The organism is Caulobacter segnis ATCC 21756 (assembly GCF_000092285.1).
In the GTDB taxonomy this organism is placed as follows: domain Bacteria; phylum Pseudomonadota; class Alphaproteobacteria; order Caulobacterales; family Caulobacteraceae; genus Caulobacter; species Caulobacter segnis.
Map to the genome: position 1 here is coordinate 3837295 of NC_014100.1, position 26829 is coordinate 3864123.

The following is a 26829-nucleotide window of genomic DNA, read 5'->3' on the forward strand; positions in this document are numbered from 1 at the left end:
TCCGCGCGCCGGAAACGAAGAAGGCCCGCCTCCCCAAAGGAAGGCGGGCCTCTTTTCGCGGCCTGACGACCGAGAGCGACCACGAAGGTCGTCCCCGGTCTTGGTCGGCTTCTAGAAGCGCATGTTGACGCCGAAGTGGAACCGACGACCGAAGAGGTCGAAGTTGTCCGTGAAGCCGGTCTGCACATTCGGCTCGGCGTCGAACACGTTGTTCACGCCGCCCCGGATGTAGGCCTTCTCGCTGACGTCGTAACGGAACGAGATGTCCTGCTGCAGGAAGCTGCCGGTGTCGAAGTAGTCCTTCTCACGCGAGTCGATGTTCTCGCCGACCAGACGGTAGTTGAACAGTTCCTGGGCGGTTTGGTAGTCCGCGCGCCAGGTCAGCGCGAGCGGGCCCTTGCTCCAGGTCGCGGTCGTGCGGAAGCGGACGCGCGGGTTGTTCGTGGTGGTGTCCAGGTTGGTGGCCAGGCCCTTGACCGTCGGGTTGGTGAAGTCCTGACGACGGATCAGGTAGTTGCCCGTCACGCCGAGGTCCAGACGACCCCACTCCTTGCCGCCGAACAGGTCGCCGGGTTCGAAGTTGTACTTAATCGAGAAGTCCATGCCGCGCGACAGCAGAGCCGCGAAGTTGAACGGACCTTGGGTGAAGCCGTCAATTTCGTAGGCGTCGGGACCCGACGAGGCCGGGCGACGCGGAACGGCGGCGCAGGCGGTCGTGTTCAGGACGTCCTCGTCCACGCAGAGGTTGGCGAGGGTCTGGGCCGACAGGGTCGAGATCGCGTCGGTGATCTTGATGTCGTAGTAGTCCAGAACGATCGACAGACGCGGCGTCCAACGCGGCGTGATGATCGCCGAGATGGTGTGGCTGGTCGACTTTTCGGCCTTCAGGTTCGGGTTGCTGCCGTCCTTGCCGTTGTTCGAGAAGCCCGGGTTGGGGTCCACGTAACTGGCCGGAATGCCGAGCAGCGCGCAGTTCTTGATCCGGTTGTTGCGGATACGCGGATCGGTCGTGCCGGCGATGATCGGGGCCGAGCACGGGTCGGTCAGGCTGGGGAAGGTGTCGAACGGCGGATCATAGAGCTCACCCAGCGTCGGCGCGCGCACCGACTTGCCGTAGGTGAAGCGGAACGCGATGTCGCGAACCGGACGCCACAGACCGTTCACGCCCCAGGTCTTGGTCGAGCCGATGGTCGAGTAGTCCGAATAGCGATAGTTGCCGCTGACTTCCAGGTTTTCGGCCAGGAACATGTTCTTCAGCAGGGGCAGGCGAGCTTCGCCGAAGCCTTCCTTGACGCTGAAGCCGATCTTGGCCAGGTCGCCGCCCGAGTTGCCGAACAGCACGCGATCGCCGAAATCGGTCAGGTCGGCGCTGGTCTGTTCCTTGCGGTACTCGCCGCCGACAGCGATGCCGATCGGACCCGCGCCCCAGAAGTCCCAGAGGTTACCCGAGGCGAAACCGCGCACGTCGTGCTGCTCGTTCATCTCCTTGGTGACCAGGCTGGTCGTGATGTAGTCCTTCGAGTCCGCGAAACCGCCGGTGCCGAACACGCGCGAAGGCTTACAGCCGGCGATGGTCGGGTCGTTGGCCGAGTAGGCCACGCCGTCCAGGTTCTTGATCTGCACGCCGCGCTTGGCCAGCAGCTGCACGCGGCAGACCACCGCGCCGGCCTTGCCGAGTTCGCCGGCCGTGTCGACGACAGCGTCGATCGAGTAGGCGTAGCGCTCGACGTCGATGGTTTCCGGCTCGGTGTTGACGGCCTTCATCTTGCCGTAGGTGTAGCCCAGCTCCCAGGACACGTCCTTCACGAAGCTCAGCTGTTCGAAGTCGCCGCGGAAACCGCCCACGAAGCGGGTGGTGTTGCGCTCGGCGATCGACGGGCGATAGCCCAGGTCGTAGCTGAACACGCGCAGCAGGGCGCGACGGTCGTTGACCGTGCCCGTGACGGCGCTGCCGGCCGTCGCGGTCGGCGCGCCGTAGACGGTGCGCTGGTTGTTGATGATCGCGTTGCGGACTTCGCCTGGCATGTAGGCGTTGTCCAGACCGATCGTGAACGAGGTCAGAGCGCTGTAGTCGTTGGGGTACTCGGTGGCGCCGAACGCGCGGATGTTCACGTTGGCGAAGTGCGGCTGGAAGATGTCGACGTTGGTTTCTTCGACATACTTCAGTTCGCTGAAGAACTTGACGTTCTCCTTGACGTCGAAGTTCAGGCCCACTTGGAAGCGGTCGGCCTTCTGCTTGGGCAGGCGGTTGGTTTCGACCACGCTCAGGCCGTCGCCGCTGCCGCCGATCGTGGTGACGCGGTTGACCGCGCCCGCCGTCTGGCCAGCGCCGAAGTCGGCCAGATAAGGGGTGCCGTCGGCGCGGAACTGATAGGTCTTGCCCGGATTGGTGGCGAAGCAGTTGGCCGCGAAGGTGGCCGAGTTCGCCTGGGTGGTGGCGCAGGCGCCGTACGGGATGTCCGGATCGGTCGTGATGCTGCCGGGCGTGCCGTTGGCCAGCACCAGAACGCCGCCGATCGGACGGTTCAGCGAGCGCAGGTTGAAGCGACGATCAACGTCGAAAACGCCATCGTTGACCGCGCTGGTCGGGTCGACGTCCAGCGTCACCAGACGGCTGTTCTTGCGGACCCACGAAATCGCCAGGTCCTTGTCGAACACGACGTCCGAGCGTTGGGTCTCGGCGTAGCCGTAGACGTTCAGGCGGCCGTCCATGAAGTTCTTGCCGGCGGTCAGCGAGATCTTCTTGTTGTAGGCCGAGGTGTTCTGCGCCAGCTGACCGATGGCGGCGTCCATTTCGACGCCTTCGTAGTCATCGCGCATGATGAAGTTGACGACGCCCGAGACGGCGTCGGCGCCGTACAGGGCCGAGCCCGCGCCGGTGGTGACTTCCACGCGACGGACCAGCGAGCTGGGGATGGTGTCGACGTCCACCGAAGCGCCGCCCGGATCGCCGGCGACGTGACGACGGCCATCGACCAGGACGAGGGTCCGCGCGGAGCCGAGGTTACGCAGGTTCAGGAACGCCAGACCGCCGATGCCGACGAAGCCGCCGGTGGTGTCTTCGTAGACCTGGCTGTTCTGCAGGGCGGGGATGTCGGCCAGGTAGTCGACGATGTTGATCTCGCCCGACTGCTGGATTTCTTCCTGGCCGATCTGGATCAGCGGCGTCGGCGAATTGAGCGGATTACGACGGATCAGCGAGCCGGTGACGACGACTTCCTCGACCTGAGTATCCTGAGGTGCAGTCTGGGCGGACACGACACCAGGAGCGGTCAAGGCCAAGCCAGCCATCATGGTGCTGGCCAGCAGCGATTTTCTATTGCGCGCGATCAACTAACTTCTCCAGCCTCAGCTTTGGAATACAAACACGAACGCGCCTCTCCCCGAGGCCCCTCCACAGGAAACGTTCGCCCGTTTGCAACCTAGCGGACCAGCCGCGCCTTCCAAGTCAGATTGCCACAAAGCAGACACGATTATAAATTTACTGTAACGCAATCGGCACACTTTTCCGACAAGTGCCCGCTTCCGCGCCAGGTCAGACCCCGCGTCAGCGCAAAGCAGCAAGGACATTCCAAGCCGCTAGCTGCCCGAATTGTTTCGACTTTTACCCGTTTCGACACAGCATCAAACGCAGGTCGGCCCCAGTCGGGCCGTTTGCGCTCGCGCCAAGGGAAATTGGGCGAAAAAACGCCCCTTTTCAGCTCAATCCAGATCACTCGGCCCGAAGGCCTGGGGCAACAGGTCCCAGAAGAGCGTCCTTGCGGTCGGCAGGCCGCCTTGCACCGACACGATCTCGCAGCGCTTGGCGGCGAATTCGGCGATCCGCTGACGGCAGGCGCCGCAGGGTTGGACGACCGCGTCGGAGCCGGCCGCGATCAGCACCTTGGCGATGCGGCGAGAACCGCCGGCCGTGATCATCGCCCCGATCGCGGTCTGTTCGGCGCAGGTTCCGGAGGGATAGGCCGCGTTCTCGACATTGACGCCATAATGCGCCCGCCCCTCGTCATCGATCACCGCCGCCGCCACCGTGAAGTTGGAATAACGGGCGTAGGACCGCTCCAGCAAGGCGGGCAGAGCTCGGGCGGCGTCTTGTTCCAGGGTGTCGAAGGTTACGGAGACGTCGGCGCTCATGCTTATCCTGCCTGCCCGGCCAAGATCGCGCCGGGGAGAGAGGCAATCAGTCGCGGCGCCGGGGCGCAAGCCCAAAATAACTTAGGCGCTCAAGCCTCTCCGGGCGCGGTCGCGACGATCGACAGGGCGTGGACCGGCCCCGCCAGTTCGTCGGCCAGCACTTTCATCACCATGCGCTGGCGCATCACCCGCGCCTTCCCGGCGAAGGCCTCCGCCTCGATGCGCAGGGTGAAATGGCTTTCGCCCGCGCCGCTGTGGCCGGCGTGGCCGTGGTGACGGTCGCTGTCGTCCGCCAACTCCAGGCGCGACGGCGAGAAAGCGGCCTCCAACTTGCCGCGAATAGCTTCCGCAACGGCGCCCATGACGCGACTCCCGCATGTCAATCCTTGAACGGAAATAGCGCGGGCTTACTCTAAGCGCCATGAGCCGGCCGTTCGAGTACCGCCCCAAATTCTACGACATCCGGGTCCGCCCGCCAAAGGAAGGCGAGGACGAGGCTGTCAACGACGTGCTGCGCCTGAAGCCGGGCGAGAAGCGCTGCGACCATCCCGACTGCAGCCTGCCCGGCTCGGCCAAGGCGCCAAAGTCGCGCGACATGCCCAACCAGCACTACTGGTTCTGTCAGCGGCACGCAGCCGAGTACAACAAGAACTGGAACTTCTACGCCGGCATGAGCGAGGCCCAGATTCGGGCCCAGCAGGAGACCGAGCGGATGACCGGCGGCCGCCCGACCTGGAGCTTCAAGGCCGACGCCAACTCGCGCGAGGCCGCCGCCGCCGCCGCCCGCGACGCTCGCGCCTTCGCCGATCCGTTCGGCATCTTCCGCGCCCAGCAGCGGCGGGCCGAATCCCAGCGCACCGCCGCCGAGCGCGGCCTGGGCAAGCTGGAGCGGCAGGCCCTGGCCGACCTCGACCTCGAGGCCGGCGCCGACGGCGCGGCGATCAAGGCCAAGTACAAGGAGCTGCTCAAGCGCTGCCACCCCGACGCCAACGGCGGCGACCGTAGCGCCGAGCACAAGCTTCAGCGCGTGATCAAGGCCTACAAGCAGTTGCAGAAGTCGGGGCTGGTCTAACCGCGCCGCCCCGAGCTTGGTTCGCCCGCCCGCTCCGCGCTAAGGGGCGGGCGCGTGATCGATGCTGAAGGTGCGGGCCATACGCCACTGGCCGTCCTCGCCCAGCTTCCACAGGATCGAGAACCGGGCCTGGCCCGCCAGGCGCTCGGGGCCGTCGCCCTTGCGCTCGTAGAAGAGGTGGGCCCCTTCCTCGACCGCGCCGAAGCCGGGAATGGCGTAGACCCTCAGGGTCTCGGGCTTCAGCTCGCGACGCGACCGCCAGGCGTCCGGGGCCCGCTTGGCCTCGCAGCTTTTGGCGTAGTCCGCGATGAAAGCCTCGCGCTCCATCAGACCGCCCTTGTCGTGATAGAACTCCATGTCGTCGGTGACCAAGCGCTTCAAGGCGCCAGGATCGCATTGCGCGAACATCACATCGAACAGCGCCGCGTCCCGCGCGGCGATGGCTTGCGTCAACGCCGGCGGCGAAGGAACCTCGACGGGCGACAAGGCGAGCGCGGCGAGAAGGGCGAACGGCGGCATGGGCGGCTCCAGGTCGAGCTTGGAGACTGGATCGAGCCAGAAAATCTGTCTCGTGAATTCGAGGCCATGAAGGGGCGAGGGCCCAGGGGCGCCCACGGACGCGCTCCAGCGCACCTAGGCGAGGCTGCGGCCGCATTCCCTTGCGACGCACGGGGCGAATAGGCCATTGTCCCGCGCCGACACGCGGCGGGCGGGGGACTCCTTTCGATGAGACAGCCAGCGATCCAGAATGGCGCGCCCCGGCTGAAGCGCCGACGCCGGTGACGCCGGTGCCCTTCGGCAAGCCCTGGAGCATCTGGGCCTGGGGCTCGGTGCTCTCGACGGCGGGTCTGGCCCTGGCGGTCGCGCCGAACGCCGTCCTGCACGTGCTGGAAAGCCCGGTCGAACACGCCGCCCTGCCCTGGGTGCGGTTCTGCGGCCTGCTGCTGCTGGCCTACGCCATGGGCTATCACGTCGCCGGCTGGACCGGGCAGCGGACCTATATGCGCGCCTCGGTCGTGCTGCGGGTGTTGTCGCTGGTGGTGATCGGCGCCTTCGTCCTGGCCGACTGGCTGCCCAAGGCCTGGCTGGCCGTGGGCCTGGCCGACTTCGCCGGCGCGGTCTGGACCACGCTGGAGCTCAGGTGGCGTCCAAAGCCGAAGGCGGCTTGAGCCGACGGCGCACGAGATAGGCCAGCAGCCAGCAGGCCATCGCCCAGGCGCCGCCGACGCACCAGCCCGCCAGCACGTCGCTGGCCCAGTGGACGCCGAGATAGACGCGACTGGCGCCGACCAGCAGGCTGAGCAGCACCGCCGCGCTGATCGCCAGCACCTTGACCCGCCGCCGATCGGCGAAGCGCGCGGTCAGGACGCCCAGGGTGAGGAACACGACCGCCGACAGCATGGCGTGGCCGGAGGGGAAGCTGGCGTTGACCGCCTCGACCGCGCGATAGGCCATGTCGGGCCGCTCGCGCCCGAACACCAGCTTCAGGCCCTGGCTGATACTCACCCCGCCTACCGCCCCCGCCAGCAGCAGAACGCCCTCGCCCCAGCGGCGCAGCGAGGCCAGCAAGGCGAAGGCCAGCAGAATGATCAGGCTGAGCACCGCCACGGAGCCGAGCGCCGTGACGTCCACCGCGGCGACATGCAGCCAGTCCGGCCCGACCAAGGTCTGAGGTCGCCCCTCGACCCGCAAGGCGCGCAGCACGGCCAGGTCCAGAGCATGGGTCTCGCCCTCGGCCACCTCGTCGGCGATGGCCAGGAAGCCCATTCCGCCCAACGCCGCGATCAGCAAGGCCGAGGCCGCGCCGATCTCGCGCCGAGCAACGGCCACAAGTCTTCGAACGTCCAAGTGAAACACCAATGAAAACCTCGCGTCGAGAACCGAAGATATCGGCCTGTATAACAATATTTCTCTTTTGAAACATGAACTTAAGCCAACCACGCCCGTTCATGCCAGGACCACGTCGAGCCGCATAGGCTCTGATCCTGGACAAAGGAGACCGACATGAAACGCATTCTTACCGCTTCGGTGGCCGTGCTGATGCTGGCCAGTGGCGCGACCGCCGCTTCGGCCCAGGCCTATCGCCACGACGGTCGTTACGACAGCCGCGATCGCGCCTATCAGCAGGGCCGCCACGACCAGGCGCGCCAAGAGACCCGCCAGGATCGCCGCGAATACCGTCGCTGGGCCAAGGGCCAGCGCCTGGACACCCGCTACCGCGACCGCGCCTACTATGTCAGCGACTGGCGCCGCCACGGTCTCCGGGCTCCGCCGCGCGGCTATCAGTGGCGCAAGGTCGACAACCAGTACGTCCTGGCCGCCGTCGCCACCGGCCTGATCGCCTCGGTGATCATCGCCAATCGCTAAAAAAGAAGCTGAAAGGGCGTCGCCGAGGCGGCGCCCTCTTCCCTCCCCCTGGGTCAAGGCGCTAATCGGAAAGCATGCCCGAGTTCGCCGAAACCAGCTCCGCCCAAGATCCGCTGATCACCCTGGTCCCTGACAAGTGGGTGACGCTGCGGGACGCATTCGGCGTCGACAGCGACATGAAGGTTCCGGCCTTCAGCCACCGCGATCCGCACGTGCCGGAGATCGACGGCGCCTATCGCTTCGATCCCCAGACGACCAAGGCCATCTGCGCGGGCTTCGCCAAGGACCGCCGCGTCATGGTCCAGGGCTATCACGGCACCGGCAAGTCGACGCACATCGAGCAGATCGCCGCGCGCCTGAACTGGCCGCTGGTCCGGGTGAACCTGGACAGCCACGTCTCGCGGATCGACCTCGTCGGCAAGGACGCGATCGTCCTGAAGGACGGCAAGCAGGTCACCGAATTCCGCGAAGGCATCCTGCCCTGGTCGCTGCAGCGCCCGATCGCCCTGGTGTTCGACGAATACGACGCCGGCCGCCCGGACGTGATGTTCGTGATCCAGCGCGTGCTGGAGGCCGGCGGCAAGCTGACCCTGCTGGACCAGAACCGCGTCATCCGCGCCAATCCGTATTTCCGCCTGTTCGCCACGACCAACACCATCGGCCTGGGCGACACCACCGGCCTCTATCACGGCACCCAGCAGATCAACCAAGGCCAGATGGACCGCTGGTCGATCGTCACGACGCTGAACTACCTTGAGCACGACGTCGAGGCGGCGATCGTGCTGGCCAAGAACCCGTCCTACGACACGACGGAAGGCAAACGCACGATCTCGGCCATGGTCCGCGTCGCCGACATGACCCGCAACGCCTTCATGAACGGCGACATCTCGACGGTCATGAGCCCCCGCACCGTGATCACCTGGGCCCAGAACGCCGAGATCTTCGATCACGACGTGGCCCTGGCCTTCCGCCTGACCTTCCTGAACAAGTGCGACGAGCTCGAGCGCCCCACCGTGGCCGAGTTCTTCCAGCGCGCGTTCGGGACCGACCTGCCGGAAAGCGCCGCGCGGGTGAAGGTGGCTTAAGGGCTAGTCGTTTTCCGACAAGACAGCGTCATCGGAACCGCCTTAACTGGCGGACCGTTCGACGTCCGAGCTTTACGGAGATGCGCCATGACCGAAGTCACCTACACCATCGTCGAACATGACGGCGGCTGGGCCTACAAGGTGGGCGACACCTTCTCCGAGACCTTCCCCAGCCACGACGCTGCGCTGAAGGCCGCCCAGCGCGCGGCCGGCGAGCAGCGCCTGCCCGGCGAGACCGAAGGCATCGTCTACGAAGACAAGCAGGCGGTCTGGCATCAGGAGCTCTCGTCCGGCGACGACCGCCCGACGACCCGCGTCGAGGACGCGAACTAGCCGTCGCACGCCGGCGAAACGCACGTTTTTTCGGCGCCGACGCGGGGCGTGTGGCGAGCGCGCCACGCGGCCCCGCTTTCACGTCCTTCCCCGGGAACGGTGATCCACGGCCAGGCTTTGTAGAAGCGTGGGTCGAACCGATCGACCGTTTCTAGGAGTCCTCATTCCATGGCCGGCAAGTCGCTGAAAATCGTGCCGCCGATCTCGGGCGTGGCCGAAATCTACGACCTCGGGCGTGGTCCCGAGACAAACGCTCAGCGCGTCAAACGCCTCCAGGCCGAAGCCCGCATGCTGGCCCGCGAGGAGGTCGAGCGCCTCGAGCGCGATCTGCGCCGCCTGGCCCAGCAGGCCAACGCTATCGCCGACGGCGGCGAAGCCTATCCGGCGGGCATTCGCGAACTCACGAGCCGCATCTCGGTCGAGACCGCCCAGCGCGCGGAGATCCTCCAGGCGCTGCTGCAGCGACTGGCCTGAGCGGCCTAGACCGCGTTCGCCATCCGACGAAGACGGCGGGCCAGGTCCTCAGGGCGATCGGCGATCTGGTCGAACAGAGCCTGGACCTCGGCCTCGCCGAAACCCGCCGCTCGCAGCGTGCGCCAAGCGCCGGCCAGCACCGCCTCGGCGATGTCCAGGCGATCCTCGGTCAGGCGCAGGCCCGAGCCGAACGGCGTTTGCGCCAGGGCGCCGGGCGAGAGGGACGACGGAGCGAGCGGCGACATCAAGGCTCTCCTGCGGCTGGGGAGTAATGTTCCTTTTTTGTTCTTATTTGATCGCCGAGTCGAGTCCCGCAGCGCTTAAGCGCGACAAAAAGCCCCAGGTCCCGAAAGACCTGGGGCTTGAAGGCGGATCGCCGGCTCACAACGGCGACCCGATCGTCCGCGTGTCTTAGCGGCACACGGTGCGTTCGAAGTAGCGTCCGCTCCACCGATCGTACTCACGCGTGGTCCAGCATTCCCGGTCGCCGTAGTAGGGACGCGGGGCGTAACCATAGCCGTAACCATAGTGGCGCGGAGGCGGCGGCGGAGGCGGCGCGTAGGCGCGACGGCCGTAGTAGCGATCGTCGTAACGATCGCCCCGATCGTTGTCAGACAAGGCCGCGCCGACCGCCAGGCCCAGCACGCCGGCCGCGATCGCGGCCACGGCGACGTCGTCGCCCTTATCCCGATGACGATGATAATAGCGCGGATCGGCCGAGGCCGTGGTGGCCGCGGCGACCAGCGAAAGGGCCGCGACGCCGGCGCCGACCCGACCCAGGGTGTTGACGAATTTGCGGACCATGACGGCCTCCCTGACCTCTCTCGCTTCCCGGCGCGGCGCGCCGCTCAGAAGCGTCACGAGGACGATCGACCTTCTCGCCTGAACGGCGCCTGAACGAATTTGTCGGGTTCCTGGAACCGGTTTGTTCATCTTTTTCCGCGAGCGTGGTCAGACGAAATTCGCGCTCCCCGGAGACCGCCATGACCACGACCGTGTCTTACGCCCAAGGCCAGGCCCTGCAGGTCCTGTCTTTCGAAGTCGGCGCCCAGACCTATTGCGTGCCCGTCAGCGCCGTCCGTGAAATCCGCGGCGTGACCCCGCCGACCCCGCTGCCCGACGCGCCGCCTTTCGTGCGCGGCGTCATCAACCTGCGCGGCCAGGTCATGCCCGTCATTGACCTGTCGCAACGTCTGGGCAAAGGCGCCGCGCAAGACGGTCCCCGTCAGGTGATCATCGTCGTCGAGAACCAGACCGACGTCGCCGGCCTGCTGGTCGACGCCGTCTGCGACAGCTTCACCGTCGAGGCCGACGCGATCAACCCGCCGCCGTCGCTGGGCGACGTCGAGGAATCGCCGCTGGTCTCGGCCGTGATCACCACGGGCGAAGGCGACATGACGGTCCTGCTGGCCGTCAGCCGCATCCTGCCCGAGCGCCCGATCGCCCTGGCGGCCTAAGCAAGCCGCGCGAGCCGCCCCCGGCTTGCCACCTCCCGTCGCATCGAACATGTTGCCGCCCCCGGGCGCGACGAGGTTTGCTGCGTATGAACGATGTGAGGGTTGAACGCGAACCCGGCGAAACCGCTGAGTTGTGGCGGCTATGGAGCGCGCTGCACCGCCTGTTTCCGACCTGGGCCCTGATCCCCGAAAGCTTCGTCACGCCCGGCGCCTGGGGCTATGTGGGCCTGGACTTCATCAGCGGCTTTCGGCGCAATCCCTCGACCCTGAAGGCCTTCGCGCTGTTCGACGGCGTCAGCGACGCGTTGTTCGACGGCGTAACGGCGATGGCGGCCCTGAACGCGCGTCGACAGGATCAGCTGCTGCGGGTGGTCATCGTGGGCTATCTGACCGTCCCGCTGTCGGTTCTCGCCCTAGCGGCGGAACTGGCCGGCGCCAGCCTCTTGACCTTCGTGAAGGCGCACCAGAGCATCACGCTGTGGATCGCCCTCACCCTGACGCTCGCCCCCCTGGGCTACATGATGAGCACCTGGCGGTCCAAGCAGCTGATCGGCGTGCTCGACCTGATCCGCATCGAGCGCCAGCAGCAGCCCTACACCGCGCTGGAACTGCGGGAAGATTAAGGGCCGCCCGCGCCAAACATTTGTTCGAATAGCCCCTTCCACTCGCCCCGAGCGGGACGCTAGTCTCCTGGCAAACAAGAGGGAGACGAGCATGAAGGCCGCTGTTCTGCGCGAGGTGGGCAAGCCCCTCGAGATCGAGACCGTGGCCATCGGCAAGCCCGGCCCGCGCGAAGTGCTGATCCGCACCAAGGCCGCGGGCGTCTGCCACTCCGACCTGCACTTCATTGAGGGCTCCTATCCTCACCCCCTGCCCGCCGTGCTGGGCCACGAGAGCGCCGGGATCGTCGAGGCGGTCGGCTCGGAGGTGCGGACGGTCAAGGTCGGCGACCACGTCATCACCTGCCTCAATCCCTATTGCGGCCACTGCGAGGTTTGCCTGACCGGGCACATGAACCTCTGCATTAGCCCCGAGACGCGTCGGGGCAAAACCGAGGAGCCTCGCCTCTTCAAGGAAGATCTCGGCGGCGAGCGCGGCCCGATGGCCCAGTTCCTGAACCTGTCGTCCTTCGCCGAGATGATGCTGGTCCACGAGCACGCCTGCGTGGCGGTGCGCAAGGACATGCCGTTCGACCGCGCCGCCCTGATCGGCTGCGCGGTGACGACGGGGGTCGGGGCGGTGATTCAGACCTCCAGCGTCCGCGCGGGCGAGACCGTGGCGGTGATCGGCTGCGGCGGCGTCGGCCTGGCCACGATCAACGGCGCGGCGATCGCCGGGGCCGGCCGGATCATCGCCATCGACCGCGTCCCCGCCAAGCTGGAGCTGGCCAAGACGTTCGGCGCGACGGACGTGATCGACGGCTCGCAGGTCGACGACATCGCCAAGGCGGTGATCGAGCTGACCGGCGGCGGCGTGCAGCACAGCTTCGAGGCCATCGGCCTGAAGGCCACCGCCGAGGCCTCGTTCAAGATGCTAAGGCGCGGCGGCACGGCCAACATCATCGGCATGATCCCGGTCGGCACCAAGATCGAGCTGCACGGCCCCGACTTCCTGGGCGAGCGCCGGATCCAGGGCAGCTACATGGGCTCCAACCGCTTTCCGGTCGACATGCCGCGTCTGGTGGACTTCTACATGTCGGGCAAGCTGAAGCTGGACGCGCTGATCTCGCGCCGGATCAAGCTGGAGGACGTGAACTCGGCCTTCGACGAGCTGAAACGCGGCGAGTTGGCGCGATCGGTGATCGTGTTCGATTGAGTTTTCAGCGCCCCCTCCGTCACGTCGCCTATCGGCGCCGCGCCACCTCCCCCGCAAGCGGGGCAGGAGGGAGACACTTCTCCTCACCCGTGAAACGGGGGAGGTGGATCGCTGCGGATACGCAGCGAGACGGAGGGGGCGCTAAGTCCCAAGGCAAACATCTGGTCTAGTCCAGTTGTCACAGGACTGACGAATAAGCCGTGCTATTTCCGGCGGCAGTTCATCGGAGTTCCGCCATGTCCCAGATCGATCGTCGCGGCTTGCTCGCCGCCATCGGCGCCCTGAGCCTGCCGCCCGCGCTGGCGCGCGCGGCCGCCATCGACGCCGACGTCCGCAGCGGCGCGATCCAGGACGTCGAGCATGTGGTGATCCTGATGCAGGAGAACCGGGGCTTCGATCACTATTTCGGGACCCTGAACGGCGTGCGCGGCTTTGGCGACCGCTTCCCCGCGCCCGTCCGCGACGCCGCGGGCCGCAAGGACGCCTCGGTGTTCGTCCAGGCCCACGGCAAGGACAAGCTGCTCGCGCCGTTCGCGCTGAACAGCGCCGAGACCTTCGCCCACATGCGGGTCGAGGGCACGCCGCACAGCTGGACCGACGCCCAGGACGCCTGGGACCAGGGCCGCATGGACCGCTGGCCCGACGCCAAGCACCCCTGGTCGATGGGCTATTTCCAGCGCGCCGACATCCCGTTCCAGTACGCCCTGGCCGACGCCTTCACCCTCTGCGACGCCTATCACTGCGCCACCCAGACGGGGACCAACACCAACCGCCTGTTCCTGTGGACCGGCACCAACGACCCCGCGGGCAAGGCCGGCGGTCCGTCGATCTCGAACAGCCACGACAACTTCGCCGAAAAGGGCGGCTCCAAGGAGTCGTACAGCTGGACCACCTATCCCGAGCGGCTGCTGAAAGCCGGCGTCTCCTGGCGCATCTACCAGGACATGGCCGACAACTTCACCGACAACCCCCGCTGGCGGGCTTCAAGGCCTATCGCGACGCCTACAAGGACGCGCCGGGGTCTGATCCGCGCCTCAAGCAGTTGGGGCTGTCGACCTGGCACCTGGACAAGCTGCGCGAGGACGTTCTGGCCGGCCGCCTGCCGCAGGTCTCGTGGATCATCGCGCCGGCCGCCGATTCCGAGCATCCCAACCCCTCCAGCCCCGCCCAGGGCGCGGACTACACCGCCCGGGTGCTCGACGCCCTGACCGCCGATCCCAAGGTCTGGGCGCGGACGGTGTTCCTGGTGATGTTCGACGAGAACGACGGCTTCTACGATCACATGCCCCCGCCCTCGCCCGCCTCGCTCGGCGCGGACGGCAAGCCGCTGGGCGGCTCGACGGTCGACGAGACCGGCATGCGCCACCACGTGCGCAACCCGACCGAAGCCAAGTCCGAGCGCGACGACCTGATGGGGCGGCCCTATGGCCTGGGCCCGCGCGTGCCGCTCTACGTGATCTCGCCCTGGAGCCGCGGCGGCTGGGTCAACAGCCAGGTCTTCGACCACACCTCGGTGATCCGCTTCCTGGAGGCGCGTTTTGGCGTGATGGAGCCGAACATCGCCCCCTGGCGGCGCGCGGTCTGCGGCGACCTGACCACCTGCTTCGACTTCAAGACGCCGAACGCCAAGCCCTTCGCGCCCCTGCCGCCGACCGCCGAGGCCGCCAAGCGCGCTAACGCCCTGGGTCGCACCAAGCCGCCGACGCCGACGAGCGTGGTCGCGCCCGTTCAGGCCAAGGGAACGCGGCCCTCGCGCGCCCTGCCCTACGCCCTGAGCGTCGACGCCCAGGTCCGCGACGGCGCGGCGCGGCTGACGCTGGCCAACCTGGGCGCGGCCGCGGCCGTGCTGCACGTCTATGACCGCCTGCGGCTGGAGACGGTTCCGCGCCGCTACACCCTGGCGCCCGGGACGCGTCTGGAGGACGTCTGGCCGGCCGGCCCCTATGATCTGTGGGTGCTGGGCCCGAACGGCTTCCACCGCCGCTTCGCGGGCAATGACGAGGGCGTCGAGATCAGCGCCCGCGCCGAGGGCGACACGCTGCTCGTCAGCGCCGTCAACACCAGCCAGGCGCCCCGCGCCCTGTCGGTCGAGGTCCTGGACGGCGAAAGCCTGAACGTGACCCTGGCGCCGGGCGAGACCCGCTCCAAGGCCTTCCCGACCCGTCAGGGCTGGTACGACCTCACCGCCCGCCTCGACGGCGCCCCGGGCTGGCGGCGCCGGGTCTCGGGCCGGATCGAGACCGGCAAGGACTCGATCAGTGACCCTTGGATGGGCGGTCCGGCGCTGCTGACGGTCTAAGGCGTCACAGCGCTTCGCTTCCCGTTGGATGACGGTCTAGGGTGGCGGCGTTTCCAAGGATTCGCCGCCATGCCCCTTCGCCACGCCGTCTCCCTCGCCGCTCTCGCCCTGGCCCTGACGGCGGCGCCGGCGATCGCCGCGCCCAAAGCTGATCCAGCCAAGACCGTCGGCAAGCTGGTCGCCTCCCCGGCCTTCAAGACGGCCGTCGCCAAGCTCGACGCCGACTACGACCGCACGGTCGCCGACATCATCACCCTGACCGAGATTCCCGCCCCGCCCTTCAAGGAAGAGAAGCGGGCCAAGGCCTATCTCGAGATGCTCAAGGCCCACGGCCTGACGAACGTCGAGATGGACGCCGAGGGCAACGTCATGGGCGTGCGTCCTGGAACCGCGACCAAGGGCGCGGGCCCGTTCGTGGTCATCGCCGCCCACCTCGACACGGTCTTCCCCGAGGGCACGGACGTGAAGGTGCGTCGCGAGGGCGCCAAGCTGATGGCGCCGGGGATCGGCGACGACACGCGCGCCCTGGCGACCCTGCTGGCCTATGTACGGGCCATGGACGCGGCCGGGATCAAGACCAAGAAGGACATCTTGTTCGTCGGCAATGTCGGCGAGGAAGGCCCGGGCGATCTGCGCGGCGTCCGCCACCTGTTCAACAAGGGCCCGTACAAGGGCCGGATCAGCGCCTTCTTCTCGATGGACGGCGCCAATCCGGAGCACATCGTCGACCAGGGGACGGGCTCGAAGCGTTATCGCGTGACCTTCTCCGGCCCGGGCGGCCACAGCTATGGCGCGTTCGGCATCGTCAACCCGATGGCCGCGATGGCCAAGGCGGTGACCGACCTCTACGCGGTCGAGCCGCCGAAAAAGCCCAAGACCACCTATTCGGCCAGCGTCACCGGCGGCGGCACCTCGGTGAACTCGATCCCGCACGACGTCTTCATGGAGTTCGACATGCGCTCGGAGAGCGCGGCCGAGCTCGCCAAGCTGGATCAGACCCTGATCGGTATTCTCGATAAGGCGGTGGCCAGCGAAAACGCCGCCCGATCGACGCGCGCCGGCGTCGTGACCTACCAGGCCAAGGTGATCGGCGAGCGTCCGGCGGGCGCCACGCCCGAGACGGCCGAGATCTCGGTGCTGACCCAGGCGGCGGTCACAGCCCTCGGCTACAAGCCTTCGCGCGAGGCCAGCTCCACCGACGCCAATATCCCGATGAGCCTGGGGATCCCGGCGCTGACCATCGGGGCGGGCTTCCTCGGCGGCCGCGCCCACGCCCTCGACGAGTGGATCGACATCGAGAAGGCGCCGACGGTGAAGGGCATGAGCGTGGGCCTGGCGGCCCTGCTGGCGGTCGCGGGCGCCGACTGAGCTCGAGCCGCCGCGCCCCTCGATGGCCGCGCGCCATAGCCTCGCAATCTCCGGAGCCGGTCGAGGCTAAGAGCGCGAGCGCTCTGTGGCGGCTCACGATGTTGGTCGGCGTCGACTTCAGCGTTGGAACATCATCACGCCGAGACGCCACATGCGCAGGAAATGCCCGCGGAAGAACGCCAACCGGGCCTCGCGATCAAACGCCGCGAAAAGCGGGTCGGCCTCCATGGAGGCGATCGTTCGTGCGCCGTCACACCACTCGAACGTGGCCGCTTCCGCGGGGCTGACCGGAAAGCGGCCGGGGCCGCTGATCACGTGCATGGCTCCCTCCTGAACCTCAAGCCGAGCGTTTGGGAAGCGACATGGCCTGTAGGTGAGGAAATCATCGCTTTCTAGGTCCAAGCGATGGACCTGGTCTGCGTGGCGTAGAATGAACGAGTGGCGGAGAAGAGATCCTTGCAGAGCCTCAACCGACGCCCAGCGATCACGATCCGATAGGGGCGCCAATCTTTCAGCGACCTCGGGCGGCAAAAAAGCCTGTGGCTCATAGCGCGCGTTCTGCATCCAGGACTGGAAGCCCAGACCGACGCCCTCAACCCAGTCCAACAGCTGCGGCACGGTGTAGGCCCGATCCTGTGGATGAAGAAAGCTGTCCACGAAGCCGGCGTCGTAGCTAAGGTCCTGCACGGTATGGCGGTAGCGTTGCACCGGATGGTCTATCGGCAGGAGGTCCAGCACGCGACGGGCGAAGGCCACATCCTCCGGCGTGTGCGACAAGCCCATGCGCCGAAAGGCGTCTTGCAACAGATAGACGCCTGCGCGCCCGACCGCCGCATAGACCATGATGTACATGGCCCCATCCGGGGCCAGCACCGACTTGAGGGCCGCTAACCCCTCAGCCGGATCCGCCATATGGTGAAGCACGCCGGTCGAGACGATCAGATCGAACTTTTCGCCGATCTCGCCCACTTCGCGGAGATCGCCCTGGTAGAGCTCCAGGTTGGTCAGTTCGAACTTCTCGCGCAGGAAACGTTCGTGCCCCAAGCTGGCGTCCGAAAGATCTATGCCGACCACACGAGACGCCGGATTATTGTAAGCGATAACGGCCGCCTGCACGGTCCCGCAGCCGGCGATCAGGATGCGGGGCGGCGCCTTGCGCGCTCCCTCCGGCCAGAACATCCGCTCGAACAGAGATGGATCGCCATACTCAGCGTGGCCCGACCGCACGCGGACGTCGAGATCGACGAAAGCTTCGGGATAGCTGTAGGCCGAGTACTGGGCGGCGACTCGCGTCGTGACGTTGTCCATTCCGCCGTACTAACCGAAAGATATACTTAGCGCAGCTTGGGCTCTCGCAAATCCGTCATCGCCAGCTTCGGTGTGTCCATGACCGCTCCACCATCCGCCAGCATGCGGTCGATGTGGGCCTTCTGCGACCGGAAGGCGGCCAGCTCCGAGCCGGCCAGCACCGTGCCTTGGGGGACCTTTGCGCCGATCGGATTGACCCGCTGGCCGCGCTGCCAGATTTCGTAGTGGAGGTGCGGGCCCGACGCCAGGCCGGTCGAACCGACATAGGCCACCACCTGGCCCTGGCGGACCTTCACGCCCGGACGGATGCCGGGGGCGTAGCGCGAGACGTGGCCGTAGCCGGTGTCCCAATTGCCCGAGTGGCGGATGCGCAACCAGTTGCCGTAGCCGCCCCAGCGGCGGGCCTCCAGCACCACGCCGTCGCCGGCGGCCAGGATCGGCGTGCCCGTCCCCGCCCCGAAGTCGACGCCCTGGTGGGCGCGGGTGTAGCCCAGCACCGGGTGGCGACGCATGCCGAACACCGAGGTGATCCGCGCGCCGTCGACGGGCGTGCGCAGCAGGAAACCTTTGATGTTCTTGCCCATCTCGTCGAAGAACTGGGTCTTGCCGTCCCCCCCACCGCTATTTGGGTCTCGACGATCGAAAGCGTAGAACTTCTGACCCTTGACCTCGGCGTATTCCAGGTCGCCGGCCTCGATGGTGCGGCCGCTCTCGGTGACCTTGCGCTCGAACACCAGGCAGAAGCGATCGCCTTCCTGGATGTCGCGCGAGAAGTCGATCTTGTGCGAGAACAACTTGGCCGCCTGGCTGATCACCTGCGGGGTGCCGCCGACGCTGGCCACGCTCTCATAGAACGAGCCGTTCATCTCGCCGCACGCGACCTTCTTCTCGTCGCGGACCTTCTCCTCCAGCTCGCGCAGGCGCAGGGCGCCGTCGAAGGTGCGCGAGACGGTCAGGGTCGAGGACGGGCTGGCGCGCATCGACAGGCCGATCAGCCGCGCCGGACCGCGCTGGTCCCGACGCTGGGCGATGGCGGTCTCGAAGGCCATGCCGGCCTTGATGTTGACGGTGTCGATCGCGCCTTGCAGCACCGAGACGACCTGGCGGGCCTCTTCCGGCGTCACGCCCGCGCGCTGGACGGCGCCGAGCAGGGTCTCACCGGGCCGCACCTTGACCTCGACGTTCTCGGGACGCTCGAAGCCGGGCTGGGCCTCTGCGCCGGCGAAGGCGACATGCTGCAGGGCGGCCAGGGCGGCGGGATCCAGCGGCGCCTTGTCGGCGGGCGACTTCACGTCGTCGGCGGTCAGTTTCAGGCCCAGGCCCAACGCGGCCAGGCCGGCGACAGCGGTAAAGAGCCTCGGCGCCCAGCGCGTGGCGCTGCGTCGCGGATCGAATTCCTGCATCGTGCCCCCGTCGATGTCGACGCCGCGCAAATCGTAGTCACACGGCTGGGAAGCCCCCCAGTCGTTGTTTTCGCGCCGGACCATGGTCGCCCCCGCAGCCAGCGGCAACGACTATTCGGCGCTTCGGTCGATTTGTCACGGGGTGGATCGCCACGCAAGCTAAGCCATTGACCCAAAAAGAAAACGCCCGCCGTTTCCGGCGGGCGTCTTGGGTACGCTTACTGTTACGCTACTAAAGAGTTTCGCCTTAGGCGGCGTTGACCTGCTCGTTCGGGTCGCGCAGGACGTAGCCGCGGCCCCAGACGGTTTCGATGTGGTGCTTGCCGTGCGCCGAAGCGGCCAGCTTCTTGCGCAGCTTGCAGATGAAGACGTCGATGATCTTCAGCTCGGGCTCGTCCATGCCGCCGTACAGGTGGTTCAGGAACATTTCCTTGGTCAGGGTCGTGCCCTTACGCAGGGAGAGCAGCTCGAGCATCTGATATTCCTTGCCGGTCAGATGCACGCGGTTGCCGTTCACTTCGACGGTCTTGGCGTCGAGGTTGACGACGATGTCGCCAGTCTTGATGACCGACTGGGCGTGACCCTTCGAACGACGGACCACCGCGTGGATGCGGGCGATCATCTCGTCCTTGTGGAAGGGCTTGGTCATGTAGTCGTCGGCGCCGCCGGCGAACGTCTTGACCTTGGTGTCGATCTCGGACGAACCCGACAGGATCATGATCGGGGTATTGATCTTCGCGACCCGCAGGGTGCGCAGAACATCGATGCCGCTCATGTCGGGAAGGTTCAGATCCAGCAGGATCAGGTCGTAGTCGTAGATCTTGCCCAGATCCACGCCTTCCTCGCCCAGATCGGTCGTGTAGACGTTGAAGCCCTCGGACTTCAGCATCAGCTCGATCGTCTGCGCGGTCGCGCTGTCATCCTCGATCAACAGTACGCGCATGAGCCCCTCCACGCCATTCAGGCGTAATTCGACGTCTTGGCGGAATACCGCCGGTTAAACTCTTCGACCATCCTGCCGGAGAGTTAATTTAAGACTGGTTAATGGTGAATGTTCGTGTTGGTCGAATGGTTAATCTGATTTGCGAATCGGGTGCAAGCCGTCCGCTGACGCTTTGGCACATTGGTCGCAGGCGTCGCACCCAGCGTTTCCGGGCCTTCCAAAACACGCTCGCCCAGACCGAAACCCGATAGCCGACAAGCCTCATCGAGCGCCCGCAACTGTTAATCCAGGGTCGTATCACAGGGCGGTTCCGGTGCTATTGCGGCGTTCTGTCGCGAGATTTCCGGCCGTTGCTTGGCGGTCGGCGGCGCTCTTCTCATCGTCGCCGCTTCAAAGCCTGCGACGCCGGGACGCGGCGCTTCAGATCAAGTTTTCGTCGGCCAGCCAACCGGCGGCGCGAAGCTTGGCCACCGAGGCGCGACTGACCGGCGCGGTCTGGCCGTCGACAAGACGCAGACGCAGGTTTCGGCCGTCGCGCTCGACCCCCGCGATGGCCCGCCGCGCCACCCACCACGACCGGTGGGTCTGCAACCCCTCGACGCCGGAAAGCCCGGCGGTGACCCGCGCCAGCGGCCCCATTTCGAGTCTGGAGCCGTGCTCGCTCCGCACCCGGACATAGTGGTCCTCCATCCTCAGATAGAGGACAGCGCCCGGATCGACGGTGAAGGCGGGCGCCGTCACCGGAACCAGCGCCTCGCGCGCGCGGGCGCGGACGAGCGGGCGGATGCGGATGAAGTAGTAGGCCAGGACGATCGGCGTCGTGATCGCCACGCATTGGCCGTACCACGCCAGCGGCGTGACCAGCCTGCCGATCTCCGGCCATAGGGCCACCGCGACGAGGCGCAGCGGCGCGCCTTGCAGCAGGGCGCCGATCAGCACGACGGGCGGCAACACCGCCCAGAGCGGCCAGCCCCGTCGCCAAGCCAGGGCCAGACCCAACCGCGCCAGGCCGCTGATCACCGCCATGCCGGTGACGACGCTGCCGACCCAGTAGGCGATCCGCACCGGAACCCCGCCGTTGAAGAAGCTGCCGAAAGGCCCCATCAGCCCCAGCAGCACGCCGATCCCCACGGCGACGGCCAGGTCGACCGCCCATTCGCGAGCGGTCCCCATCAGCGGCGCTGTCGAGCGGTGGGCGGTCATGTCCTTCGTATAGGACCAGGCCCGGCGGAGTCGCCAGCCCATGACCGCTCGCCCGCTCGCGAACCCGTTCGCCCATTCGCGCAGAACCCCTGGCGAGACACCCGCTCCGCCGGCGAAAGCGGCGACATCGTCATTCTCGAAGGTTCCCCCATGTCCCTCCGCGCCCTCCTCGCCGCCGCCCTGCTGGCCGCGACCGCCACCCCCGCCCTGGCCGCCAACGCCGGCTTCATGGTGCTGCAACAGCCGCGCCCCGACGCGCCGCCGGTCGAGGTCGGGGTCTGGTATCCCACCGACGCCGCGCCCTCGCCGATGAAGCTGGGCCTCAACGCCCAGACCGTGGCGGCCGGCGCGCCGATCCTTGGCGAGCGCCTGCCGCTGATCGTCATGTCGCACGGCAACGGCGGCGCTTTCAGCGGCCACGCCGACACGGCCCAGGCCCTGGCGGAGGCCGGCTTCGTGGTCGCAGCCCTGACCCATCCCGGCGACAACTACCGCGACCAGAGCCGCGCCACCGCCATGACCGACCGACCGGCCGCTTTGTCGGCCCTGATCGGCTGGATGCTGGACAGCTCACCCCTGAAGGCGAAGATCGACCCCGATCGCGTCGGCGCCTTCGGTTTCTCGTCCGGCGGCTTCACGGTGCTGGCGGCGGCGGGCGGAGAGCCGGACCTGTCGCGGATGGTCGGCCACTGCCTGAAGTCTCCCAGCAACTTCGACTGCAAGCTGACCGCCAGCCGCCCGGCGCCGGCCAGCGCCTTGACCGCCCGCTGGGTTCACGACCCGCGCATCAAGGCCGTGGTCGCCGCCGCCCCGGCCCTGGGCTTCACTTTCCGCAAGGACGGCCTGAAGGGGATCACCGCGCCCGTGCAGCTGTGGAAGGCCGCCGACGACGAGATCCTGCCCGGCGACGACTACGCCGAGGCCGTGCACCGGAACCTCAAACGTCCACACGATTATCGCGTGGTCGCCCATGCGGGGCACTTCGACTTTCTGGCGCCCTGCGCCGCCACGCCGCCGGCCGACCTGGCCTATTTGTGCGCCAGCGCGCCCGGCTTCGACCGCCAGGCTTTCCACCGCGACTTCAACGCCGCCGTGGCGCGCTTCTTCATCGACCAATTGGTCGCACCCAAAGACGTCGCACCCCGACGCTGATTTCACACCTGGTTAACCACGTTGCCCGACTGTGGCGACACGGAGGCAACGGTCAAGTTCGGCGCCGCCGTGGGGTTTTCGGGGTCCAGCTTGCGCAGTCTCATCGCCGCCGTCGAACGTCTCGACCCGCTGACCGTCTATGGTCGCGTGGCCGCCGTGAACGGCCTGCTGATCGAGGCGCGTGGCGGCCTGACCCGCCTGGCGGTCGGCGCCCGGGTCGAGATCGAGCGTCTGGGCCAGACCGCCCTGCCCGCCGAGGTGGTCGGCTTCCGCGAGACCCGCGCCCTGCTGATGCCCTTCGGCCCCGTCGAGGGCGTCGCGCCCGGCGCGGAGATCCGCATCGTCCCCGAAGGCGCCGTGGTCCGCCCGACCAAGGCGTGGCTGGGCCGGATCATCAACGCCTTCGGCGAGCCGATCGACGGCCTGGGTCCGCTGCCGCAGGGCGAGGTTCCCTATCCGCTGAAGACCGCCCCGCCGCCGGCCCACGCCCGCGGCCGGGTGGGCGAGCGCCTGGATCTGGGCGTGCGCTCGATGAACGTCTTCACCACCACATGCCGGGGCCAGCGCCTGGGCATTTTCGCCGGCTCGGGCGTCGGCAAGTCGGTGCTGCTGTCGATGCTGGCGAAAGAAGCCACCTGCGACGCCGTCGTCGTCGGCCTGATCGGCGAGCGGGGCCGCGAGGTCCGCGAGTTCGTCGAGGAGACCCTGGGCGAGGAAGGCCTGCGCCGCGCCGTCGTCGTGGTCGCCACCTCGGACGAGCCGGCCCTGACCCGCCGCCAGGCCGCCTACATGACCCTGGCGATCAGCGAATACATGCGCGACCAGGACCAGGAAGTCCTGTGCCTGATGGACTCGGTCACCCGCTTCGCCATGGCCCAGCGCGAGATCGGCCTGGCCGCCGGCGAGCCGCCGACCACCAAGGGCTACACGCCCACCGTCTTCACGGAGCTGCCCAAGCTGCTGGAGCGCGCCGGCCCGGGGCCCATCCGCGCCGACGGCACCACCGCCGCGCCGATCACGGCGCTCTTCACCGTGCTGGTGGACGGCGATGACCACAACGAGCCGATCGCCGACGCCACGCGCGGTATCCTGGACGGCCACATCGTCATGGAGCGCGCCATCGCCGAGCGCGGCCGCTTCCCGGCCATCAACGTGCTGAAGTCGATCAGCCGGACCATGCCAGGCTGCCAGCTCCCGCACGAGCGCGACATCGTCAAGGGCGCGCGCCAGGTGATGGCCGCCTATTCGAACATGGAAGAGCTGATCCGCATCGGCGCCTATCGCGCCGGGGCCGACCCGGTGGTCGACCGCGCGATCCGCCTGAACCCCGCCATCGAGGCTTTCCTTAGCCAGGATAAGGAAGAGGCAACCAGTCTCGACGACTCTTTCGGCTTGCTGGGCCAGATCCTGCAGAGTGAGTACTGATGACCAAGTGGGCCGCCTCGCTGATCCGCATCTCGACCCACGAAGTCGAGACCCTGCAGAAACGCCTCGCCGAGATCGTCGAGCGCCGCACGGCGGCCGAGATGCGCGTGGCCATGCTGGACGCCGAGGCCGAGGCCGAGGCCAAGCGCGCCGAGGGCGACGCCTCGGCCGGCTGGTACATGATCGGCTACCGGGAAGGCCATAAGCGCCGTCGCGCGGAAATGCTGCTCGAGATCGACCTGCACCTGGAAGAAGAAGCCGGAGCCCGCGACGCCCTCTCCGAGGCCTTCGAGAACCTCAAGAAGTACGAGCACGTCGCCGAACAGGCCAAGGTTCTGGCCGCCAAGAAGCTGGGCGTCTTCGAGTCCGCCCAACTGGACGAGCTGGGCCTGCGCCGCAAGGCGGCGGGGTTCTGACCTCGCCATACACGAAATCTCAAGCCGCCCGCCCGATAGCTGCGGCATGAGCCTCATTCACGCGCTTCAGGAAACAGGCCGCGCCAATTCGTTGGCGACGCGCTTCCGGCGCGCGCGGGCCGCCCATGTGGTGGCGCTGATCGAGAAGACCTTCGCCGAGCGCGGCCAGTGCCGCATCGCCGACCTGGGCGGCGAGCCGGCCTATTGGCGGCTGCTGTTCGACCGCGACTTCCTGGAGTCGCGCAAGGTCCACGTCAGCCTGTTCAATCCGCAGCCCTTCACCGTCGACGATCCGCTGTTCAGCGCCGTGGTCGGCGACGCCTGCGACCTGTCGGACCACGGCGACCAGAGCTTCGATCTCGTCCACTCCAACTCGGTGGTCGAGCATGTCGGCGACTGGCCGCGCATGGAAGCCTTCGCTGGCGAGTGCCGGCGCCTCGCGCCGCGCTACTACGTCCAGACGCCGTATTTCTGGTTTCCGATCGAGCCGCACTTCTCGTCGGCCTTCTTCCACTGGCGCTCGGAGCAGACGCGGGCCCGCATGCTGCTGAAGCGGGGTTATGGCTGGTGGCCCAAGGCCGCCGACATGGGCGAGGCCATGCGCGCCGTCCAGCACGCCCGCCTGCTGGACAAGGCCCAGTTCCAGTTCCTCTTCCCCGACGCGCGGCGCATCGACGAGAAGGTCCTGGTGGTGACGAAATCGCTGATCGCGATCCGGGATTAGTCGAACCGCGCGAAGACCTTGTGCGTAAAGGTCGCCAGGACGTTGTCGACCTGATCCCAGTAGACCGTGCGCCAGCCGATCTCGGTGTCGTGTCCGTTGTGATCGATCGGACCGGGGTACATGCCGCCATAGACGACGTCCACCAGACCGGCGTCGCCGGCCGAAAAGGTGATGTAGGGCAGCGGCTGGTCGGCCGGATGGTCTGGGCGCTTGATCTCCAAGCGATACTTCGACGCTTGGCCTTCGCCCGCCACCTCGAGCCGCGCTTCGAAACCGTGCGCGCCGGCCCGATCGACGACGTTGCGGAGCAGAGGCTCCAACTTCTCCTGCGCCACCTCGTCGAACCCGCGATGAGCGGCGGCGGGCCGCTGCTCGGGAGTCCCGCTGGCGCGCCCGGCCCCGCGTATTTCCCGGCCGGTCACCGTTCTGGATGCTTTGGGCCACGAGACCCGAAATCCGAAAATCGACGCGATACAGATGACAACAAGCACGAAAGCCAGGATGCCTGGCCATCCGCCCAACGCTTCTAGGTACATGGACGCCTCCGGCCTTCGGTAGGCCATCGGCGCCTCGCGGGGGCATTGTCCTGGATCAACCCGTGCGCCGCGTCGAAAGCGGCCCGGCGATCGTGCTCAAGGTTAATTCGAGGTCATGAAGGTCTTGTAAGTTGAGGCTCGAGGTGAGCGCCCGTAAACCCCGCCGCTCCGGCGCGTAACGCCGTTTTTTGAACAGCAATTGGCGAGCTCAGGCCGAGGTGCGCGACAGTCGTCGCGCGTCCATAGCCTCGCTGCGCCCAATCATTAGGGGTATATCGTGATCCATCATCTGTCCGTCAGCGCCGCCGATCCGAAAGGCGTGGCCGAGTTCTTCGCCGACATCATGGGCGGGACCGTCGTCGACTTCCCCCCCAATCCGGGGAGCTACATGGTGTTCAAGGCCGACGGCATGGGCACCGCCATCGAGATCTATCCGGCCGGCAGCGTCATGGTCCCGAACGGCGATCCCGGCGCGGTCTTCGAACGCCAGGCCGAAGGCGCCGACCGCCGCTCGCCCACCCATTTCGCGCTGAGCGTCTCGATCGCGCGGCAAGACGTGCTGGCCCGCGCCGCCGCTCTGGGCTGGCACGCCTATGTCTGCGATCGCGGCGGCCATTTCCACGTGATCGAGGTGTGGGTGGAGAACGCCTGGCTGGTCGAGGTCCTGCCGCTGGACTTCGCCGCCGAATATCTGAGCTTCGCCAACGCGGTGACCGAGATGGCCGATCCGAACACGGCCCTCGACGCCCACCAGCCCCAGGCGCGCACGCTCGAGCACGCTTAAGGGCGAGCACGCTCAAGGGAGAGAGGGGCGGCGCTCCCCCACACCGCCGCCCCTCTTGCCGAGACCCTCCACATTACAGCGAGTTCACTTTTGCCGCTACAAATGTAGCGCTACGGATGTAGCGAACCGGTTCTCGGAGGCCGCCCTTGATCGACTCCCTGCCACGACGCGAACGCGAGGTCTTCGAGACGCTGTGCCGGCTGGAGACCGGCGCCACCGCCGACGTCCGCGCCGCGCTCGCCGATCCCTTGAGCGACTCCGCCGTCCGCACCCTGCTCGTCCGCTTGGAGAGCAAGGGCCTGGTCGAGCGCTCGCCCGGCGCGCACGGTGTCGTCTACCGCCCCGCCCAGGCCACCCCGAGACCGTCGCGGTCGGGGCCCTGCGCAGGCTGATCGACACCTTCTTCGCCGGCTCGGCCGCCAGCGCCGCCAGCGCCCTGCTGGGCCTGGGCCAGAAGCTGACGCCGGAAGAAGCCGCCGCCCTCGAGGCGATGATCGACAAGGCCGTGATCCCCCGGGACGGAGAGGATAAGCA

At 67.3% G+C, this 26829-nt stretch carries 28 protein-coding genes and 2 pseudogenes; 18 read left to right on the forward strand and 12 right to left on the reverse strand.

The genetic code is table 11. The features are described from left to right. Nucleotides 1-111: 111 nt before the first annotated feature. From CSEG_RS17590 to CSEG_RS17600, 3 genes are all read right to left on the reverse strand, one after another. A complete protein-coding gene (locus CSEG_RS17590; RefSeq protein ID WP_013080583.1) occupies nt 112-3333 on the reverse strand; it encodes a TonB-dependent receptor domain-containing protein in 3222 nt (1073 codons plus the stop codon). Nucleotides 3334-3702: 369 nt separating this feature from the next. Beyond that, nucleotides 3703-4131, reverse strand: a complete 429-nt coding sequence (gene cdd, locus CSEG_RS17595; protein ID WP_013080584.1) for a cytidine deaminase — start codon at nt 4129-4131, stop codon at nt 3703-3705. 89 nt (nt 4132-4220) lie between these two features. Continuing rightward, complete coding sequence (locus CSEG_RS17600) at nt 4221-4493, reverse strand: BolA family protein (RefSeq protein WP_013080585.1); 273 nt, start codon at nt 4491-4493, stop codon at nt 4221-4223. Between the two features lie 59 nt (nt 4494-4552). On the opposite strand from CSEG_RS17600, the gene CSEG_RS17605 reads away from it, so the two are divergent. Then, nucleotides 4553-5203 (forward strand): J domain-containing protein, encoded by a 651-nt coding sequence (locus tag CSEG_RS17605; protein ID WP_013080586.1) that lies wholly within the window; start codon nt 4553-4555, stop codon nt 5201-5203. Between the two features lie 39 nt (nt 5204-5242). Here the strand turns inward: CSEG_RS17605 and CSEG_RS17610 are convergent, their stop codons facing one another. Beyond that, nucleotides 5243-5722 carry a nuclear transport factor 2 family protein gene (locus CSEG_RS17610; RefSeq protein WP_013080587.1) on the reverse strand — a complete coding sequence of 160 codons (480 nt, stop codon included), beginning with the start codon at nt 5720-5722 and terminating at the stop codon, nt 5243-5245. A gap of 158 nt (nt 5723-5880) precedes the next feature. On the opposite strand from CSEG_RS17610, the gene CSEG_RS17615 reads away from it, so the two are divergent. After that, on the forward strand, nt 5881-6372 hold the full coding sequence (locus CSEG_RS17615) for a hypothetical protein (RefSeq protein WP_083778496.1): 492 nt from the start codon (nt 5881-5883) through the stop codon (nt 6370-6372). Here CSEG_RS17615 and CSEG_RS17620 read toward each other — a convergent pair. Continuing rightward, on the reverse strand, nt 6341-7060 hold the full coding sequence (locus tag CSEG_RS17620; protein ID WP_013080589.1) for a phosphatase PAP2 family protein: 720 nt from the start codon (nt 7058-7060) through the stop codon (nt 6341-6343). The genes CSEG_RS17615 and CSEG_RS17620 overlap by 32 nt on opposite strands. 147 nt (nt 7061-7207) lie before the next feature. Between CSEG_RS17620 and CSEG_RS17625 the strand changes: the two genes are divergently transcribed. The 4 genes from CSEG_RS17625 to CSEG_RS17640 all read left to right on the forward strand — a co-directional run bounded on the left by CSEG_RS17625 (nt 7208) and on the right by CSEG_RS17640 (nt 9462). Then, nucleotides 7208-7570 carry an RcnB family protein gene (locus CSEG_RS17625; RefSeq protein WP_013080590.1) on the forward strand — a complete coding sequence of 121 codons (363 nt, stop codon included), beginning with the start codon at nt 7208-7210 and terminating at the stop codon, nt 7568-7570. A 74-nt stretch (nt 7571-7644) separates the two neighbouring features. Beyond that, nucleotides 7645-8655: a cobaltochelatase subunit CobS gene (cobS, locus tag CSEG_RS17630; protein WP_013080591.1), complete on the forward strand. Its 1011-nt coding sequence runs from the start codon at nt 7645-7647 to the stop codon at nt 8653-8655. 87 nt (nt 8656-8742) lie between these two features. Continuing rightward, the gene (locus CSEG_RS17635; RefSeq protein ID WP_013080592.1) at nt 8743-8988 is read left to right on the forward strand and encodes a DUF2188 domain-containing protein; all 246 of its coding nucleotides are present in this window, start codon (nt 8743-8745) and stop codon (nt 8986-8988) included. A 168-nt stretch (nt 8989-9156) separates the two neighbouring features. Next, nucleotides 9157-9462, forward strand: a complete 306-nt coding sequence (locus CSEG_RS17640) for a hypothetical protein (protein ID WP_013080593.1) — start codon at nt 9157-9159, stop codon at nt 9460-9462. A gap of 5 nt (nt 9463-9467) precedes the next feature. Here CSEG_RS17640 and CSEG_RS17645 read toward each other — a convergent pair whose 3' ends face one another. Next, the gene (locus CSEG_RS17645; RefSeq protein ID WP_013080594.1) at nt 9468-9707 is read right to left on the reverse strand and encodes a hypothetical protein; all 240 of its coding nucleotides are present in this window, start codon (nt 9705-9707) and stop codon (nt 9468-9470) included. Between the two features lie 166 nt (nt 9708-9873). Further along, nucleotides 9874-10266: a hypothetical protein gene (locus CSEG_RS17650; RefSeq protein WP_013080595.1), complete on the reverse strand. Its 393-nt coding sequence runs from the start codon at nt 10264-10266 to the stop codon at nt 9874-9876. Nucleotides 10267-10445: 179 nt separating this feature from the next. Between CSEG_RS17650 and CSEG_RS17655 the strand changes: the two genes are divergently transcribed. The 6 genes and pseudogenes from CSEG_RS17655 (at nt 10446) to CSEG_RS17675 (ending at nt 16401) form a co-directional block, all read left to right on the forward strand. Next, nucleotides 10446-10919, forward strand: a complete 474-nt coding sequence (locus CSEG_RS17655) for a chemotaxis protein CheW (protein WP_013080596.1) — start codon at nt 10446-10448, stop codon at nt 10917-10919. Between the two features lie 86 nt (nt 10920-11005). After that, nucleotides 11006-11542 carry a hypothetical protein gene (locus tag CSEG_RS17660; RefSeq protein WP_013080597.1) on the forward strand — a complete coding sequence of 179 codons (537 nt, stop codon included), beginning with the start codon at nt 11006-11008 and terminating at the stop codon, nt 11540-11542. Nucleotides 11543-11633: 91 nt separating this feature from the next. Next, entirely contained in the window at nt 11634-12734 is a 1101-nt protein-coding gene (locus tag CSEG_RS17665; RefSeq protein ID WP_013080598.1) for a Zn-dependent alcohol dehydrogenase, read from the forward strand. Between the two features lie 9 nt (nt 12735-12743). After that, a pseudogene (locus CSEG_RS23810) lies at nt 12744-12827 on the forward strand (hypothetical protein); the annotation flags it as partial. 143 nt (nt 12828-12970) lie between these two features. Beyond that, nucleotides 12971-15033 (forward strand): annotated as a pseudogene (locus tag CSEG_RS17670) (phosphocholine-specific phospholipase C). A gap of 69 nt (nt 15034-15102) precedes the next feature. Then, complete coding sequence (locus tag CSEG_RS17675) at nt 15103-16401, forward strand: M20/M25/M40 family metallo-hydrolase (RefSeq protein ID WP_013080599.1); 1299 nt, start codon at nt 15103-15105, stop codon at nt 16399-16401. Nucleotides 16402-16518: 117 nt separating this feature from the next. Here CSEG_RS17675 and CSEG_RS21720 read toward each other — a convergent pair whose 3' ends face one another. From CSEG_RS21720 to CSEG_RS17695, 4 genes are all read right to left on the reverse strand, one after another. Continuing rightward, the gene (locus tag CSEG_RS21720) at nt 16519-17709 is read right to left on the reverse strand and encodes a class I SAM-dependent methyltransferase (protein WP_013080600.1); all 1191 of its coding nucleotides are present in this window, start codon (nt 17707-17709) and stop codon (nt 16519-16521) included. Between the two features lie 26 nt (nt 17710-17735). Further along, the gene (locus CSEG_RS17685; RefSeq protein ID WP_041538734.1) at nt 17736-19112 is read right to left on the reverse strand and encodes a M23 family metallopeptidase; all 1377 of its coding nucleotides are present in this window, start codon (nt 19110-19112) and stop codon (nt 17736-17738) included. 247 nt (nt 19113-19359) lie between these two features. After that, entirely contained in the window at nt 19360-20055 is a 696-nt protein-coding gene (ctrA, locus tag CSEG_RS17690) for a response regulator transcription factor CtrA (RefSeq protein ID WP_010920871.1), read from the reverse strand. A 420-nt stretch (nt 20056-20475) separates the two neighbouring features. Continuing rightward, nucleotides 20476-21300, reverse strand: a complete 825-nt coding sequence (locus tag CSEG_RS17695) for a LytTR family DNA-binding domain-containing protein (RefSeq protein WP_013080602.1) — start codon at nt 21298-21300, stop codon at nt 20476-20478. 108 nt (nt 21301-21408) lie between these two features. On the opposite strand from CSEG_RS17695, the gene CSEG_RS17700 reads away from it, so the two are divergent. From CSEG_RS17700 to CSEG_RS17715, 4 genes are all read left to right on the forward strand, one after another. Beyond that, a complete protein-coding gene (locus tag CSEG_RS17700) occupies nt 21409-22410 on the forward strand; it encodes an alpha/beta hydrolase family protein (protein WP_013080603.1) in 1002 nt (333 codons plus the stop codon). A 90-nt stretch (nt 22411-22500) separates the two neighbouring features. After that, a complete protein-coding gene (gene fliI / locus CSEG_RS17705) occupies nt 22501-23835 on the forward strand; it encodes a flagellar protein export ATPase FliI (RefSeq protein ID WP_041538736.1) in 1335 nt (444 codons plus the stop codon). Then, nucleotides 23835-24251: a hypothetical protein gene (locus tag CSEG_RS17710; protein ID WP_013080605.1), complete on the forward strand. Its 417-nt coding sequence runs from the start codon at nt 23835-23837 to the stop codon at nt 24249-24251. Before fliI ends, CSEG_RS17710 begins: the two co-directional genes overlap by 1 nt. A gap of 46 nt (nt 24252-24297) precedes the next feature. Further along, nucleotides 24298-24975 (forward strand): class I SAM-dependent methyltransferase, encoded by a 678-nt coding sequence (locus CSEG_RS17715; RefSeq protein ID WP_013080606.1) that lies wholly within the window; start codon nt 24298-24300, stop codon nt 24973-24975. Here the strand turns inward: CSEG_RS17715 and CSEG_RS22720 are convergent. Next, nucleotides 24972-25511, reverse strand: coding sequence for a hypothetical protein (locus CSEG_RS22720; RefSeq protein ID WP_013080607.1), 540 nt, complete (start codon nt 25509-25511; stop codon nt 24972-24974). The genes CSEG_RS17715 and CSEG_RS22720 overlap by 4 nt on opposite strands. 277 nt (nt 25512-25788) lie before the next feature. Between CSEG_RS22720 and CSEG_RS17725 the strand changes: the two genes are divergently transcribed. Then, nucleotides 25789-26295, forward strand: a complete 507-nt coding sequence (locus tag CSEG_RS17725; protein ID WP_013080608.1) for a VOC family protein — start codon at nt 25789-25791, stop codon at nt 26293-26295. Between the two features lie 146 nt (nt 26296-26441). After that, nucleotides 26442-26687, forward strand: a complete 246-nt coding sequence (locus tag CSEG_RS23420; protein ID WP_013080609.1) for a BlaI/MecI/CopY family transcriptional regulator — start codon at nt 26442-26444, stop codon at nt 26685-26687. Nucleotides 26688-26829: the final 142 nt, after the last annotated feature.

Coding starts and splice junctions, on each gene's coding strand:
- cdd (WP_013080584.1), bottom strand. CDS start 4,131: ATGAGCGCCGACGTCTCCGTAACCTTCGACACCCTGGAACAAGACGCC.
- CSEG_RS17600 (WP_013080585.1), bottom strand. CDS start 4,493: ATGGGCGCCGTTGCGGAAGCTATTCGCGGCAAGTTGGAGGCCGCTTTC.
- CSEG_RS17605 (WP_013080586.1), top strand. CDS start 4,553: ATGAGCCGGCCGTTCGAGTACCGCCCCAAATTCTACGACATCCGGGTC.
- CSEG_RS17610 (WP_013080587.1), bottom strand. CDS start 5,722: ATGCCGCCGTTCGCCCTTCTCGCCGCGCTCGCCTTGTCGCCCGTCGAG.
- CSEG_RS17625 (WP_013080590.1), top strand. CDS start 7,208: ATGAAACGCATTCTTACCGCTTCGGTGGCCGTGCTGATGCTGGCCAGT.
- cobS (WP_013080591.1), top strand. CDS start 7,645: ATGCCCGAGTTCGCCGAAACCAGCTCCGCCCAAGATCCGCTGATCACC.
- CSEG_RS17635 (WP_013080592.1), top strand. CDS start 8,743: ATGACCGAAGTCACCTACACCATCGTCGAACATGACGGCGGCTGGGCC.
- CSEG_RS17640 (WP_013080593.1), top strand. CDS start 9,157: ATGGCCGGCAAGTCGCTGAAAATCGTGCCGCCGATCTCGGGCGTGGCC.
- CSEG_RS17645 (WP_013080594.1), bottom strand. CDS start 9,707: ATGTCGCCGCTCGCTCCGTCGTCCCTCTCGCCCGGCGCCCTGGCGCAA.
- CSEG_RS17650 (WP_013080595.1), bottom strand. CDS start 10,266: ATGGTCCGCAAATTCGTCAACACCCTGGGTCGGGTCGGCGCCGGCGTC.
- CSEG_RS17655 (WP_013080596.1), top strand. CDS start 10,446: ATGACCACGACCGTGTCTTACGCCCAAGGCCAGGCCCTGCAGGTCCTG.
- CSEG_RS17660 (WP_013080597.1), top strand. CDS start 11,006: ATGAACGATGTGAGGGTTGAACGCGAACCCGGCGAAACCGCTGAGTTG.
- CSEG_RS17665 (WP_013080598.1), top strand. CDS start 11,634: ATGAAGGCCGCTGTTCTGCGCGAGGTGGGCAAGCCCCTCGAGATCGAG.
- CSEG_RS17675 (WP_013080599.1), top strand. CDS start 15,103: ATGCCCCTTCGCCACGCCGTCTCCCTCGCCGCTCTCGCCCTGGCCCTG.
- CSEG_RS21720 (WP_013080600.1), bottom strand. CDS start 17,709: ATGGACAACGTCACGACGCGAGTCGCCGCCCAGTACTCGGCCTACAGC.
- CSEG_RS17685 (WP_041538734.1), bottom strand. CDS start 19,112: ATGCAGGAATTCGATCCGCGACGCAGCGCCACGCGCTGGGCGCCGAGG.
- ctrA (WP_010920871.1), bottom strand. CDS start 20,055: ATGCGCGTACTGTTGATCGAGGATGACAGCGCGACCGCGCAGACGATC.
- CSEG_RS17695 (WP_013080602.1), bottom strand. CDS start 21,300: ATGGGCTGGCGACTCCGCCGGGCCTGGTCCTATACGAAGGACATGACC.
- CSEG_RS17700 (WP_013080603.1), top strand. CDS start 21,409: ATGTCCCTCCGCGCCCTCCTCGCCGCCGCCCTGCTGGCCGCGACCGCC.
- CSEG_RS17710 (WP_013080605.1), top strand. CDS start 23,835: ATGACCAAGTGGGCCGCCTCGCTGATCCGCATCTCGACCCACGAAGTC.
- CSEG_RS17715 (WP_013080606.1), top strand. CDS start 24,298: ATGAGCCTCATTCACGCGCTTCAGGAAACAGGCCGCGCCAATTCGTTG.
- CSEG_RS22720 (WP_013080607.1), bottom strand. CDS start 25,511: ATGTACCTAGAAGCGTTGGGCGGATGGCCAGGCATCCTGGCTTTCGTG.